This is a genomic window from [Clostridium] aminophilum, assembly GCF_900101295.1.
Lineage (GTDB): Bacteria > Bacillota > Clostridia > Lachnospirales > Lachnospiraceae > Clostridium_R > Clostridium_R aminophilum_A.
On the sequence record NZ_FOIL01000018.1, the window covers coordinates 1 to 14,282 of the forward strand.

General features: G+C 43.9%; 12 protein-coding genes and 1 pseudogene. All 13 read left to right on the forward strand.

Annotated elements, in window-relative coordinates; translation table 11 throughout:
* On the forward strand, window positions 1-290 hold a 290-nt coding region (locus BMW41_RS06315; RefSeq protein ID WP_278280328.1), incomplete at its 5' end, for a group II intron maturase-specific domain-containing protein.
* A gap of 98 nt (window positions 291-388) precedes the next feature.
* Window positions 389-1,426 (forward strand): methionine ABC transporter ATP-binding protein, encoded by a 1,038-nt coding sequence (locus BMW41_RS06320; RefSeq protein WP_074649359.1) that lies wholly within the window; start codon window positions 389-391, stop codon window positions 1,424-1,426.
* A 1-nt stretch (window position 1,427) separates the two neighbouring features.
* A complete protein-coding gene (locus BMW41_RS06325) occupies window positions 1,428-2,087 on the forward strand; it encodes a methionine ABC transporter permease (protein ID WP_074649360.1) in 660 nt (219 codons plus the stop codon).
* Between the two features lie 31 nt (window positions 2,088-2,118).
* Window positions 2,119-3,021: a MetQ/NlpA family ABC transporter substrate-binding protein gene (locus BMW41_RS06330; RefSeq protein ID WP_074649361.1), complete on the forward strand. Its 903-nt coding sequence runs from the start codon at window positions 2,119-2,121 to the stop codon at window positions 3,019-3,021.
* A 532-nt stretch (window positions 3,022-3,553) separates the two neighbouring features.
* The gene (locus BMW41_RS06335) at window positions 3,554-4,573 is read left to right on the forward strand and encodes a DUF6270 domain-containing protein (RefSeq protein WP_074649362.1); all 1,020 of its coding nucleotides are present in this window, start codon (window positions 3,554-3,556) and stop codon (window positions 4,571-4,573) included.
* A gap of 217 nt (window positions 4,574-4,790) precedes the next feature.
* On the forward strand, window positions 4,791-5,564 hold the full coding sequence (rfbF, locus tag BMW41_RS06340; protein ID WP_074649402.1) for a glucose-1-phosphate cytidylyltransferase: 774 nt from the start codon (window positions 4,791-4,793) through the stop codon (window positions 5,562-5,564).
* Between the two features lie 37 nt (window positions 5,565-5,601).
* On the forward strand, window positions 5,602-6,423 hold the full coding sequence (locus BMW41_RS06345; RefSeq protein WP_207646872.1) for an NAD-dependent epimerase/dehydratase family protein: 822 nt from the start codon (window positions 5,602-5,604) through the stop codon (window positions 6,421-6,423).
* 114 nt (window positions 6,424-6,537) lie between these two features.
* Window positions 6,538-7,365 (forward strand): annotated as a pseudogene (locus BMW41_RS06350) (N-acetylneuraminate synthase family protein).
* Window positions 7,366-7,383: 18 nt separating this feature from the next.
* Window positions 7,384-7,989 (forward strand): KdsC family phosphatase, encoded by a 606-nt coding sequence (locus BMW41_RS06355; protein ID WP_074649364.1) that lies wholly within the window; start codon window positions 7,384-7,386, stop codon window positions 7,987-7,989.
* A gap of 135 nt (window positions 7,990-8,124) precedes the next feature.
* Window positions 8,125-9,897, forward strand: a complete 1,773-nt coding sequence (locus tag BMW41_RS06360; RefSeq protein WP_242870301.1) for a thiamine pyrophosphate-binding protein — start codon at window positions 8,125-8,127, stop codon at window positions 9,895-9,897.
* 4 nt (window positions 9,898-9,901) lie between these two features.
* On the forward strand, window positions 9,902-11,101 hold the full coding sequence (locus BMW41_RS06365; protein WP_074649366.1) for an FkbM family methyltransferase: 1,200 nt from the start codon (window positions 9,902-9,904) through the stop codon (window positions 11,099-11,101).
* 58 nt (window positions 11,102-11,159) lie between these two features.
* Window positions 11,160-12,836, forward strand: coding sequence for a glycosyltransferase (locus tag BMW41_RS06370; RefSeq protein ID WP_074649367.1), 1,677 nt, complete (start codon window positions 11,160-11,162; stop codon window positions 12,834-12,836).
* Window positions 12,837-12,918: 82 nt separating this feature from the next.
* Complete coding sequence (locus tag BMW41_RS06375) at window positions 12,919-14,082, forward strand: radical SAM protein (protein WP_074649368.1); 1,164 nt, start codon at window positions 12,919-12,921, stop codon at window positions 14,080-14,082.
* The last annotated feature ends 200 nt before the right edge of the window (window positions 14,083-14,282 follow it).

The following is a 14,282-nucleotide window of genomic DNA, read 5'->3' on the forward strand; positions in this document are numbered from 1 at the left end:
ACTTCCGGTATGCGGACATGAAAGGCCTGATGGAGGAACTGGACGAGTGGCTTCGCCACAGAATCCGGGCAGTGTATTGGAAACAATGGAAAAAGGTGCGAACGAGGTACAAGATGCTGAGGGCGCTACACTTGCCAGAATGGAAGGTACATGAACTGGCTAACTGTAGAAAAGGCACATGGAGAGCGGCGATGATGCTAAACACAGCGCTTACCAAAACGATAATAGTGGTCAGACTCGGATATCCATCCTTATCAGCCCACTATCTAAAAGTTCGTGTAAACTATTGAACCGCCGTATACCGAACGGTACGTACGGTGGTGTGGAAGGGGAGTGTCAAATCTCCCCTATCCGATTTCGATTACCATTGAAGTCAGGGAGGATGAGTATGAGTTGTATGATCGAAGTCCGGGATGTCTCCAAGACATTTCAGGACAAAGACCGGACCGTACAGGCGCTGAATCATATCAATATCCGGATTGAGGAAGGCGACATATACGGAATAATCGGAATGTCCGGCGCCGGAAAAAGCACGCTGGTTCGATGTTTGAATTTTCTGGAAGTTCCGACCGAAGGATCGGTCATCGTGGACGGACAGGAACTGGGAGCCCTCTCGGATCGGGAGCTTCGGCAGATCCGCGGCAGCATCGGAATGATATTCCAGAGTTTTAATCTGCTGATGCAGAAAACCGTGCTGGATAATATTCTTTTCCCGCTGAAGATTCAGGGAAGAGGAAAGGCGGAAAGTCTGGAACGGGCAAGAGACCTTCTCAAGACCGTGGGACTTGCGGACAAGGAAAAAGCATATCCGTCGCAGCTTTCCGGCGGACAGCGCCAGAGAGTTGCCATCGCGAGAGCGATTGCCAGTGATCCGAAGATTCTTCTGTGTGATGAGGCGACCAGTGCCCTGGACCCCCAGACCACGAATTCGATTCTGCAGCTTCTGAAAAAAATCAATCAGGAGATGGGAATCACGATCGTCATCATTACCCATCAGATGTCGGTGGTGCGGGAAATCTGTCACAACGTTGCCATCGTGGAACACGGCAGCATCGTCGAGGACGGATCCGTGGAGGAGATCTTTACACATCCGAAGTCACGGGCGGCAAGAGAACTGGTATTTGAGGGGAGCGAGACTTCGGAGACATTTGCAGGGAGACATGCCGCAGACCGGACGATGGAGGAACTTCGGGAAAAACGGCGCATCCGCATCGTTTTCACCAGCAATTCTTCCTTTGAACCGGTCATCGGAAACATGGTCCTGAAATTCGGGACACCGGTCAATATTCTGAAGGCAGACACCAAAGACGTGGACGGCGTTGCCCGCGGCGAGATGATTCTCGGACTCCCGGATGAACGGGAACTTCAGGAGAAAATGATTGATTATCTGAATGCGAGAGGCCTTGCGGTCGAGGAGGTGAACTGATATGTGGAGCAGCGAAACAACCAATATGCTGATCAGAGGTATCCTCGAATCCCTTTACATGACCGGAGCCGCAACCCTTGCGGGTTATGTACTCGGCCTTCCGTGGGGAATCGCCCTTGCCGTCTCGGATGAGGACGGAATCCGGCCGAACCGGGCTCTGTACCGGGTGCTGGACGCGGCGGCCAATATTCTCCGCAGTATTCCGTTCCTGATCCTTCTGATCCTGATTATTCCGCTCACAATCCTTATCGTCGGAAAAAGCTACGGATCCACTGCAACCATTGTCCCGCTGACTGTGTCGGCGGCTCCGCTGATTGCGAGGATGGTTGAAACGTCGCTGAAAGAGGTCGATCACGGCGTGATTGAGGCGGCTCAGGCGATGGGAGCGGATGACATGACGATCATCCGTACCGTTCTTCTTGGGGAGGCCCGCGTATCCCTGATTTCGGGCGCGACCATTACCCTCGGAACCATTCTCGGTTATTCGGCCATGGCCGGAACCGTAGGCGGCGGCGGACTCGGCGATATTGCCATCCGTTACGGATATTACCGGTATCAGGGTGATATCATGGTTGTCACCGTTATTTTGCTTATCCTGCTCATGCAGATTTTCCAGCTGATCGGAACGACGCTGGCGGCATCGCTGGATAAGAGAAAATAAAAGAGTTTTTTAATAAGAGAGGAGAACTACTATGAAGAAGAGACTTTTTGCAGCAGTCGGAGCAGCAATCATCACTGCAGCGGCACTGGCCGGATGCGGCGCATCCGGCGCGGCTTCCACAACCGCAGCCGCAAAGGAGACCAAGGCGGAGACCACCGCAGCGGCAGGGGAGGCAGAGACCACCAGGGCGGCCGGTGAACTGGAGAAGATCACGGTTGCGGCGAGCACAACCCCGCATGCGGAGATTCTGGCGGAGGCGAAGCCGCTGCTGGCAGAAAAAGGATACGATCTTGAGGTTACCGAGTTTGAAGATTACGTTCAGCCGAACATGGTTGTAGAGAGCGGTGAGTTTGACGCCAACTACTTCCAGCACATTCCGTACCTTGATTCCTTCAATCAGGAAAAGGGAACCCACCTGATCAATGCGGGCGGCATCCACTATGAGCCGTTCGGCATCTATCCGGGAACCAAGAAGAGCCTGGATGACATCGCGGAGGGCGATACCATCGCAATCCCGAACGATACCACCAACATGGCGAGAGCACTTCTGCTTCTTCAGGACAACGGCATCATCAAGATGAAGGACGGCGCAGGCCTCACCGCAACGGAGAATGACATTGCCGAGAATCCGAAGAACGTCAAAATTCAGCCGCTTGAGGCAGCTCAGGTTGCCCGCGTTGTCAATGAGTGCGCTTTTGTCGTTCTGAACGGAAACTACGCAATGGAAGCGGGATTTACCGTATCCAAGGATGCCATCGCGTATGAGAAGAGTGATTCCGAGGCGGCAAAGACCTACGTGAATATCATTGCGGTTAAGGAAGGAAATGAATCTTCCGACAAGATCAAGGCGCTGGTTGAGACTCTGACCTCCGACAAGATCACAGAGTTCATCAACAAGAACTACAACGGTGCGGTTATCCCGTTTAAGGGTTGATTGAAGAAGTAAAATAAGTTACGATGGTAAAAATTTACTAGGAAGCAAAACAGAATAAGTATAAGTAGCGGACAGCGAAGCGACAGAACGTCGTTTCGACTGTCCGCTTTTTTTTCATAGGAAATTTCTCCGAAATTCCCTATGAAAAACGCTCCGCGAGGATGCGCACGCCGCTGTAAGGAAGCTGTCACCTAACGGTGACCAGCGGCGGCGCGCAAAGTCCGCGGGGCTCCCCTCAGGACTGAGGGGATGGGGGAGCCGAAGTCCGCTTGCGGACTTTGTTCTAGAAAAAGGGCATGCTGAAAGCTGTCATGCATGAACAACCAGACGTTTAGACGAGCCGTAATAAAGCCTGAGTCGTTCTAAGACTCTTACATATGCATTGGATCGTAAAAAATAAGAAAGGTATGCTTTACTGCTTTTTTATCATAAAGAATTGTCGATATACTTTAGTGAGAGAAAACCATACGAATGTCGGATAAATTGATCGACAGCAAATAAATGCTGATACAAAAAAGGAGAGCCCTTTGGAATGAAGACAAAATTAGATGTATGGGGAAGCTGTGTCACTCGCGTCTCACTTTTGGATGGAGATACGAAAAAGCGCGGAATCGCGGATGATTCGCTGGAACTTGGATACTTTATTCAAAGGGAGAATATTGTCTCCGCTATGCAGCCGCGAATCTTTACCGATGAAGAGATCGACAGTATAACAGTGGATCAGTTATGGTGCCATGATGAACAGATTCTCCGTGCGTTCAAGCAGAGCCTGCGAAAAGAAACGGTCTCTCTTCTGATGAATTCGGACTCTGAATGGCTTCTTGTCGATCTGTATGATCTGCAGACAGAGGTTGCAGCCATGGCGACGACAACCTTCTCGAATTCGGCAAGAGAGCTGTTCAATACCGGTTTATACCGAAAATATCAATCAGAGATCCGATTGCTGCATTTTCTCGATATCCCGCCATGTCTATGGTACGGATATGTGGATTTGTTTTTTGAAAAAATGGTTCAGAAATACGGGAAAGACCGTATTATATTGAACCGTTTCCGGTGCAACCATCTGTTCCTGGATAAAGATGGGATCATAAAGCCGTTGCCGGAGCGCTATGTGTCCAGACATTATCCGAATCCGGAGTACAATAGTCGATTAAAAGAATTGGAGGATTATGTGATCCGGAAATACGATCCATGGGTGATCGATCTTTCCAAGTATTACATCGGAGATGGCAATAAGTGGGATGATCTGAACGGGGCTCATTATGAGAATTCTTTCTATTACGAAATTTTTGCTCAGATCAAACGAATCATAAGACATGATACGGATGAACGGTATTACTCGCGGATGAATTTCTTTTCTGAAGAGCGACGGGCAATCAATGAACTCAGAGCGGAAAGATTTGATGTAGATAAGAATATTCCGCTGATGGAGAAACTCATTGAACAGAACGATATCAGTTGGATCAATATTCTGGATCGGTTGAATATTCACGCTCCGGAGGATCCAAGAGTTCACCGGTATATGAACGCGCTGGAAAGTGTGTTTGAATAAATGCAGATGAAATAATGTTGCTTTTCATTATCTGACAACCAATCAATGAATTCAATCATGAGGAATTATGAAGAAAAAATTGAAAACATGGTTAAATTTAATATTGTATTGAAATTATGACAAATAATCAGTATAATAACAACAAAGAACATTATTGTTTGAAAACTTAATTCTTGCACTTGAAATCGTATTGGAAATGGAGAGTGAGAAAGCAGTTATGAAAGTGGTATTACTTGCGGGCGGCCGTGGAACGAGAATTATGGAAGAATCCGAGATGCGGCCAAAACCGATGATCGAGATCGGTGGGATGCCTATCCTCTGGCATATCATGAAAGAGTATTCTTACTACGGCTTTAATGACTTCATTATCTGCGCCGGATACAAGCACTATATGATCAAGAAATGGTTTGCGGATTACGCATACTATACTTCAGATATGTTGTTTGACTTTTCTTCGAACCGGCAGGAACTGATCCATAACAACGGTACGGAACAGTGGAAAGTACTCGTGATTAACACAGGACTTGATACCAATACCGGGGGAAGAATCAAAAAAATTCAGCCGTATGTCGGAAATGAGCCGTTTCTCATGACGTATGGAGATGGCGTCTGCGATGTGAATATCAGCGATATCGTTCGTTTTCATAAAAGTCATGGAAAACTTGCGACGCTCACATCCGTAGCGCGAAAACAGACAAAGGGCATGCTGGATATCGGGATGGATCATTCTGTGCGTTCGTTCCGTGAAAAGAGTCATCAGGATGCAGAACCGATCAATGCCGGATACATGGTTCTGGAACCGAAAGTATTTGACTATTTAAAAGAGGATACTGTATTTGAAGCGGATGCACTTGAAAAACTGGCGGATGAAGGTCAATTGATGAGTTATGAACATGAAGGGTTTTGGCAGTGCATGGATACACTTCAGGAAAAACTTATGCTGGAACAGCTCATCAAGGATGGCAATGCGCCTTGGATCAAGTGGGAATGACGGAAGGATCGCGATAATTTTCCTGTGAGGTGAAATGATGAAAGCAGTGGTGACTGGGGCAACCGGTTTTATCGGCTTGGCACTTACCCATGAACTCTTGGAACGCGGTGATGAAGTTACTGTCCTTGTTCGGCCGGGATCAAAACGAGCAAATCGTCTCAGAGAATTAACGGGCTATTATCGGATCGACATTTCGATTGATGAGGATTTTTCGCTTCCAATTGGAGTGAAGTATGATGTTTTCTTTCATCTCGCATGGAGCGGCGGAAGAAATAACTTTGACGAACAATATCGAAACCTCACTCATACTGTGAATGCTCTTCGGGCGGCTGAAAAGGCAGGATGCAGACGTTTTATCTGCACGGGCTCCCAGGCGGAATATGGGGAGACGTCGGAGAACATCGTAGAAGAAACACCGCTTCGACCGGTCACAGCATACGGCGCGGTAAAATGTGCGGCCCGACATTTGTGTGAGGGATATACTCAATTTTCTGGTATGGATCTGGTCTGGAGTCGGATATTCAGCGTATACGGAGAGCATGACGATGAACACACTCTATATTCGCAGTTGATGAAATCGTTAAAAAATGGAAAAAATTTCTCTCTTTCCAGTGATGGCAATCACATCTGGAACTATCTTCACGAAAACGAGTGCGCAAAAGCGCTCGTGGCATTGGCAGCGGAAACCGTTCCGGCGGGGATTTACAATGTGGCATCTCCGGAGAGCAAACCACTTCGGGAATATGTGGAGATATTTCGCGATCGGATTAATCCGGCGGCAAAGATAGAATATGGAAAGGAAAAGTGCCGGATAAATTTAAACACCCGAGCGGAGAAACTGTGGAGTCATATTTCCTAAATTGTCTAATTGTATGACGATTGGATTATCAGTGATATTGCACAGTCGATATTTAGAATAAATAATGATTAGTTTTAAAACCATGCTGAATAATAGAACACGAGGAGAACGAATATGAGTCATGTATTCATTATTGCGGAAATCGGAATCAATCATAACGGTGATCTCAATATTGCAAAACAACTGATCGATGTCGCAGTGGATGCGGGCTGTGATGCTGTTAAATTCCAAAAACGCACCGTGGATAAAGTCTATACAAAGGAATACTTAGACGGACCGCGCGAGAGCCCTTGGGGGACGACCCAGAGAGCTCAAAAGGAAGGCTTGGAATTTGGCGCTCCAGAGTATGCTGAGATCGACCAGTATTGCAAAAAGAAAGGCATCGAATGGTTCGCTTCGGCCTGGGATGTGGACTCTCAGATTTTTCTCAGACAATTTCATCTCAAGTACAACAAAGTTGCTTCTGCGATGTTGGTGAATGATGCTCTTTTGGAGGAAATCGCTTCGGAGGGAAAGTACACGTTCATTGCGACCGGGATGAGTACGCTGGAAGAGATCAATCATGCAGTTGCGATTTTTGAAAAGCATAAATGTAACTATGAGCTGCTTCATTGCAACAGCACTTATCCGATGCCGGTGGAAGAAGCAAATCTGAATCTCATTCCCGCGCTCAGGAAGAAATATGGTTGCAATGTCGGTTACAGCGGTCATGAGAAGGGGATTCTGGTCAGCGAATGCGCTGTGGCGTTGGGTGCAACTTCTATTTAGCGGCATATCACACTGGATAAAACGATGTATGGATCGGATCAGGCTGCTTCCATTGAACCGAATGAGTTGATGGAAATGGTACAGAATATTCGCTTGATTGAAACCATGCTCGGTTCGGGAGAAAAGATTCTTTCGGAGTCTGAACTTATCACCAAAAAGAAACTGAGAGGATAGTCGGAAAGGTTCGATTATATGATGGAGAAAATCGAGTTGATCGTTTTTGACATTGATGGCGTGCTTACAGACGGATGCATTACTGTAGACGCTGATGGAAATGAATTGAAACGAATCAATCTCAAAGATGTGGACGCCATTTTTGAACTACATCGTCGCGGCGTTCGGCTCGCAGCGATCACCGGAGAAGACACGCGGATTGTCGATTGGTTTGAACAGCGTTTTCCGTGGGAATATTTCTACCGCGGGAACAAAGAAAAACTTGAGACATTAAAACGGATCGAGAAGGACTCCGGAGTATCTGCAAAAAATATCGCTTATATCGGTGACGGAAAGTATGATGTGGAGCCACTGAGGTATGCCGGAAAGGGATTTTGCCCGGCAAATGCCATTGATTCCGCCAGATCGGCAGCAGATGTGGTATTACAAAAGAATGGCGGTGAAGGGTGCATTTGGGAATTGATCGATTATCTAGATAAAAAGAGGCCCTGCGTCAAAGCGCTTTCAAAAACACCTCGATGGTTTGGCGTAGGGTCGGCTTTTGCAGGTTTTCTGGTTTATAAGGTGATTAAGGTTTTGGTTCGTCGATACCAGATGAAGCGTTTTTGGAAAAGATTATATTGAAGACTTTTGAGTATATTACGGTGAATCATCCATTCGCGAATTTGATGATATGGGAATTATATGCGCTACGATCGGCCAATATCGGCTTAGAAATAACGAAGTGGACAGCTACCGGGAAAAGACAGGACGGGAATTATGAAATTATCGGATTATCTGTTTGAGTTTCTGAAAGAAAAAAATGTAAGACATATTTTTATGCTTCCTGGCGGCGGAGCTATGCACCTGGTGGACTCTTTGGGGAAATCTGGGATCAGCTATGTGCCGTTTTTACATGAGCAGGCAGCGGCAATCGCTGCGGAAGCATATGGGCAGCATACGAACATGCCGGGCGTTCTTTTGGTTACCAGCGGCCCCGGTGGAACGAATGCGATCACCGGAGTGACAGCTGGATGGATCGATTCGACGCCGATGTTCATCATTTCCGGACAGGCAAAACGATCGGATCTGGTCGGAGACAGCGGTGTTCGGCAGATCGGCTCTCAGGAAGTCCAGATCGTAGATATGGTACATCCGATCACGAAGTCTGCTGTTCAGATTCTGGATCCAAATGAAATTCGGTATGAGCTTGAAAAAGCGTGGTACGGAGCGACAAATGGGAGACCGGGACCGGTGTGGATCGATATTCCGTTAGATGTCCAGGCGGCCGAAATTGATCCGGAAAAACTCAAGAGATATCTTCCGAAAGAGAATTTAAACGATCAGTCAGATGATGCAGTAAGATATACGCTGAAAAAAATAGCTGAAAGCAGAAAACCGCTTATTATCGCTGGGAACGGAATAAAGTTATCCGGAGCGAATAATGATTTAAAAGAATTGATTGGACAGATTAAAGTTCCGGTTGAAACGACCTGGAAGACCATTGATATGTTCGCAGAGGAGGATGAACTATACGTGGGGCATCCGGGAATCATGGGTGACCGGGGTGCAAACCTGATTCTTCAGGAGTCGGACTTCATCCTTTCGATTGGCAGCAGGCTGGATACCAGCATCACCGCGTTTGACGAAGGTAATTTCGGTAAGAATGCAACGAAGATCATCATTGATATCGATGAACATGAGCTATCCAGAATGAAGTTTCGGAATGCGTCATATTATGCGAGCGATGCCGGAGTATTTCTCCGAAAAATGATGAAAGCATGTTCAGATGATGAGAACGGTACTCTATTGAATGAACAGGCTTCGGAGAGAGCGGATTGGATATTGCATTGTAAAGAGATTCGGAATCGTTATCCGGTTGTTACGGAAGATCACAGGAACAGAGAAGGATGTATTTCAGCTTATCATTTTATCGATTGCCTCTGTGAGCTTCTTCGGGAGGACGACGTTATTGTTCCGGAAAGCTCCGGCGGGGCAGGTGAGATCACCTATCAGGCGTTTCGGCTGAAGGAAGGTCAGAAGATGAAAAATGCTGCCGGTCTTGGATCCATGGGGTTCGGTGTTCCGTATACGATCGGTGCGTGTCTTGCAAATGACAGACGGCGGACGATTCTGATCAACGGTGACGGTGCATTTCAGTTAAACATTCAGGAATTGGAAACAATCCACAGGCTACGTCTGCCTGTTAAAATGTTTATCTGGGACAATGGCGGTTATGCAAGTATCCGTTCCATGCAGAGAAATAATTTTGACGGGCACTATGTTGCCAGTGATGCGGAGAGTGGTTCCACATTTCCGGATATTTCAAAAATCACGGAAGCTTACGGATTTGAGACATATGTTCTGCAAACGGGAAAAGAGATGGAACAGCTTTTGCCGAAGATTATGAGGGATGATAATTCCGTCGTATGCATTTTGAAGGTTGATCCGGAAGAGACCGTGTCCCCGAGAGTTAAAGCATTCATCACGAAAGATGGATCCATGATGTCGGGTGAATTAGAGAATATGTGGCCGTACATTGTAGAAAGGTAATAAAGTGGATTATAGAGAAATTGCATTTAAACTGATCAAATCAAAGTATGATGTTTCGAAAGATCTGGTTGTAAAAGGTTTGTTTGGAGACTATTTAAAAAAACTAAAAACACAATATGGTGCATTTTGCGTATTTGGCGCAGGATCCCTCGGAATAGATATGATAGATTTGATAAAATCTTTTGGTTTAGAGGTAGATTATGTTTGTGACAATAATTATGAACAGATCAGAAATCGTTTCTCGGAGAATCCTCAGCCGATTTGCTTTGATGATTTGTGCAAAATCAAAGACAAGTGCCTTGTATTTGTAAGTCCATCGAATGGACCGGTGAAAGCCAATACGGCAATTAATCTCCAATTGCAAAAGTCTAACTTTGACCATGTAATATCCACTCCGATATGGAAGAATATGGTTTATCTTTTACGCGAAATTGGGGAGGTGGACAAAGAGTATTTTCTCGACAGGGTAATGCAAATTATTGATTGGTGTGAAGATGATTTTTCTAAAAGAGTTTTTACAGCCGTCTTAGAACAATTGTTCTGCGATTATAGAACCGTTAATATTGTAAATAATATTGAGGAGTATTATGATCCGCATCAGTATTTTACAGATTTTGTTGGTAAAAGGTCTGATGAGTGTTTTGTAGATTGTGGAGCTTTTGTTGGAGATACTTTCGAATTATTTTACCAATGGAGTGGTGGAGAATACGAGAAATACTATGGCTTTGAACTTGACCCTAAAAATCTTAAAAGACTTCGTTCAAATATTTACCAGATAGAAAAAAATCATTCTAGGATTGAATTGTTCGGATGCGGATTGCATGATAAAAATGAGAAAATGAAGGCATATTTACGTAACGATACCAGTTATGTTATGGGTACTAATTCAATTGGATATGATGCAAGTGAGATTGTTGAGTTGAAAACATTGGATGATTGTCTTGAAGGGAGGAAGGTAACCTTTTTGAAAATGGATATTGAGAATAGTGAGATTCCGGCCTTGTATGGTGCTAGAAAGATTATCACCGAACAGAAACCACTATGTGCGATCTCAAATTATCACGGATTAAAACAATTGATAGAGGTGCCAGCTATTCTTAAATCAATGAATCCGGAATATAGGATAAGGCTTCGAGCACATTCAACGGTTGGCCATGACATTGTTTGTTATGCAATGGATCAAGAAGATAACAGGAATATGTGATGTTATGTTTTTAAACGATATTATATGGTAAATCGGGCTTGTTCTAACAGGGGGATTTATGGGAGATGTTATGATAGGAAATAAAATTCAAGAAACCATTCATTCTTTGTCTCTGGTTCAGAACGCTGTTAGTAGTATGCATACGGAATTGGAAGCAGGGAAAACACACACTTTTTATCAGTTGGCAGAACGAATTGATGTGATTTTGCAGTATCTTTCAAAAGAAGGGGTATTGCAACATAATGATCATAAAGGATTGCGACTTGAAAAAGCTGCAATCTGTTGCCGCTATTCACTTTCGAGAATAGTGAGATTATCCTGTTATAATCAATCCAAGGCTCTTCACAAGATTGAATTTGAATTAATTCCTTTTGTGAACGATATGTACTCGGAGTATTATTTTTGGACTTGTATCTTTCCTTATAAGGAGAAATGGGAAGAATACTATAATAATGAGATGCCTTTGCTTCAAAGGAATCCATACATAGAAGAATCCAGAAAAACTGGGCGGTATAAATATGATTTGTCGATCTTTGTTTTTGCATATAACAAATTGGAATTAACAAAAATGTGTATAGAATGTTTGATCGATAATATTCCGAAGAATATAACTTGCGAATTGATCTTAGTTGATAATGGTAGTACAGAAGATATAAAAGGCTACTTTGAATCAGTTATGCCAACGAAACAGTTCGATATTCAGGAGAATCGGGCGATTCACAGACCAGTGGAAAGGGTTCTTGAGGGCGAGTATTATCTCATGGTTTCAAATGATGTTCTCGTAACTCCGCACGCTATTGAGAATATGATGAGAATACTTAAGGAAGATCCTGAGACTGCACTTGTGGTGCCAACAACCCCTAATGTAAGCAATTATCAGTCCATTCCATCAGAATTTGATGGAATAGAAGAAATGATTAAGTGGGCCGAAAAAAACAATGTTTATGATCCTTTCCGACATGAGCAGCGAACAAGATTGGTCAATCCCGCTGAAATGGGCCGTACTGAGTATATTTTAGATAATATACCGACAGGGTATCATTTATCCGAGGCTTCGTTATCATATTCTTTTCCGGATGATACGATGGCACTAAACTACAGAAGAAAGGGATTTCGTTTAATCTTAGCAAAGGATGCGTATTGTTACCATTTTGGAAGTGTTACGATAAAGGACGAGACTGGAAAGCATACAGAAGATCAGAAAGAAAGTTATAGATTATATACCGAGAATAGAAAAAAATTTGAAGAATACTTCGGTATTGATCCTTGGGGAACAGGGTTTTGCTATGATCCTATTTTTAGCGACTTCGATTGTAAATTTGAGGGGCACATCGAAATTTTAGGAATCAATTCTGGAATTGGAGCAAATCCGCTGAAACTACGGGAACTATACAAAGAGAAACGACATAATATAGACGTGACTTTAACATTCGTTGATCAGGATGAAAAATACTTTGATGAAGTGAAAGCATTTTCTGATCATACAGCTCGTGTTGCTTCGATTGACGAGGTCATAAACTTTGCTGGCAATACGAAATACCATTATATTGTCGTTGAAGAACCGTTTAGAAAGAATGGGATTAGTTTAACTGATTTGGATCGTCTTGCGGATATTATGGTTCCGGATGGCGAAGTTTTTATTACTACGGATAAAGAGATTAAAAGTAAAAGATTTAAATGCAATGTTTTTCCAAAGGAAAGTAAAAGTGTTTTTGTGAATCTTGTAAAGTTATAACGGTATTGCACTGCAGTGTGAACTGAAAGAGTGGTAAAATACGTCGAATCCAAATAAATGTAGCGATAACGAGGTGATGACGATGGGCACGGATAGAGAGTATTGGCTACGTGAGTTTGAAGATGAAATGATACTTATTAATCGTGCTGATGAGATTATCTTATATGGAAGAACTTCCGTCATCCCGCTTGTAAAACAAGCATTACGAGATATAAGGTGTGGGTATGTAACACGCATGTATGATGGAGGGAAAATAGAAGATGAAAAAACATATCTTCCCGATAGCAAAAAAGTTGTAATTTTATGCGGTATTCGAAAAAGTACCAGAGAGAGTATGAGGAATGAAGCGGATCGAGTCTTTCAAGGTAGTCCGTGTTTTAGTTTCCTGGCAATTTACTACGTTTGGCTTTCTGAGATTATTCATCGTCCATGCGACAGGGAAGAACTTGCTAAAACGATAAAAGCTATGGATGAGGATAAGTGTATTCCAAATATTGATAGCATTATAACAACGTATTGTAATCTTAGATGCAAGGAATGTTCAAATGGGATTCCATATAGAAAAGAAAAGAAACATATCAGTATGGAAAAACAGATGAATAGTATAGATTTAATTACTGCAATTCGACCTATTCTTTATTGCAATATTCAAGGGGGGGAACCATTGTTGAACCCGTATTTTCCGAAGTGGGTGAGGAAACACGCGGAGAATCCAAGAATCGCTTTCATTACGGTGGCTACCAATGGTACCATGGTTCCATCAGAAGAAGCATGCATTGCAATGAGAGAGTGTGGCGCAATCTTTCGTGTCTCAAATTATGGAGAACTCTCATATAAAAAGAAGGAATTGTTTTATGAGGCCACAGCAAAAGGGGTTCCATGTGACATATATGCAAGGGCAGAATCATGGTTGACATATGGGGAGTTGCGAAAACATGGAAGAAAAGAGAAGGAGAATAGGGACATTCAGCAAAAATGTATGTTTGGGAAACATGACATAATGCTTTATGATGGAAAATTGTATTGCTGTTGTAGAACACTATTTGCGGAGGCTGTAGGGTGTCATAATGAGGATATGTTGGCAAATATGCTAAGCATAAATGAACGAATGACTCCGCAGCTGCTAAACGAATTAGTGGAAGGACATAATTTGTATCGCATGTGTGATTATTGCGATTATCCCATGAACGTGATCGAACCAGCGGCGCAGATTTATAATGAGTCAGTTTTCAAGACAAGTTTTTAACGCCTTATAATGAACCTGAGTAGTGCCGGGAAGAGAATCCTCGAGCGTGTGAGAAAGAAGAATTTGTCCGTGCTTCAGGAATCTCCTTCACAGATCAGGGCAGCGTAGTTGAGATATCTATAGATCTTAATGTCTGGATGGGAATCCGGAAGGTTATAGAACGCATAAATGATAATGCGATAGCGGCGTAAGGGGGATAC

Bases quoted from the DNA above. Each gene is read 5' to 3' on its own strand.
- BMW41_RS06355 (WP_074649364.1), top strand. From the start codon at position 7,384: ATGATGGAGAAAATCGAGTTGATCGTTTTTGACATTGATGGCGTGCTT.
- BMW41_RS06345 (WP_207646872.1), top strand. From the start codon at position 5,602: ATGAAAGCAGTGGTGACTGGGGCAACCGGTTTTATCGGCTTGGCACTT.
- rfbF (WP_074649402.1), top strand. From the start codon at position 4,791: ATGAAAGTGGTATTACTTGCGGGCGGCCGTGGAACGAGAATTATGGAA.
- BMW41_RS06370 (WP_074649367.1), top strand. From the start codon at position 11,160: ATGGGAGATGTTATGATAGGAAATAAAATTCAAGAAACCATTCATTCT.
- BMW41_RS06360 (WP_242870301.1), top strand. From the start codon at position 8,125: ATGAAATTATCGGATTATCTGTTTGAGTTTCTGAAAGAAAAAAATGTA.
- BMW41_RS06330 (WP_074649361.1), top strand. From the start codon at position 2,119: ATGAAGAAGAGACTTTTTGCAGCAGTCGGAGCAGCAATCATCACTGCA.
- BMW41_RS06325 (WP_074649360.1), top strand. From the start codon at position 1,428: ATGTGGAGCAGCGAAACAACCAATATGCTGATCAGAGGTATCCTCGAA.
- BMW41_RS06320 (WP_074649359.1), top strand. From the start codon at position 389: ATGAGTTGTATGATCGAAGTCCGGGATGTCTCCAAGACATTTCAGGAC.
- BMW41_RS06375 (WP_074649368.1), top strand. From the start codon at position 12,919: ATGGGCACGGATAGAGAGTATTGGCTACGTGAGTTTGAAGATGAAATG.
- BMW41_RS06335 (WP_074649362.1), top strand. From the start codon at position 3,554: ATGAAGACAAAATTAGATGTATGGGGAAGCTGTGTCACTCGCGTCTCA.